Origin of the sequence: Streptococcus sp. KR, from assembly GCF_002238115.1 — a bacterium.
Lineage (GTDB): Bacteria > Bacillota > Bacilli > Lactobacillales > Streptococcaceae > Streptococcus.
Genome location: NZ_NGVM01000165.1, coordinates 1 through 407 on the forward strand (window position 1 = coordinate 1; position 407 = coordinate 407).

The 407-nt window shown below is 37.6% G+C and carries 1 protein-coding gene; it reads right to left on the bottom strand.

The features are described 5' to 3' along the window. The coding region (locus CBI42_RS11430; RefSeq protein ID WP_179211422.1) for a collagen binding domain-containing protein at positions 1 to 407 on the bottom strand (407 nt) is incomplete at both ends.

Consider the following 407-nt stretch of genomic DNA (forward strand, 5'->3'; position numbering starts at 1 on the left):
TGTTGACCACTCTTTTCAGCCAGATTGCCACCATTAGGCACGGTTACTGCCGCTTTTAATTGGCTTCTTTGATCTCCGTTTTGATACGTTGCTGTGTTGTTGTAAGTTTCTTGGTCAATTACTTTACCAGCTAAACTTGTTTGATAGGTTAACACATATGCTTTAGTACTATTATCTGGTAATTTGGCTGTTAATTGTTGGGCCTGTGCATCATAACTAATATTAGCATTATCAACTTCAGCTCCTGGTTTATAAGAACCATCCGAATTAATCGTTGCCTCAGTTAGTTTTGCACTCTTAGCAACATAATCTTGATCGCCTTGAATATTATCAACAATTCGGGCATCTTTTAATATTCGTTGATTATAATTGCCAACGACTGTCCAAGTGATGGTTTTATCGACTGG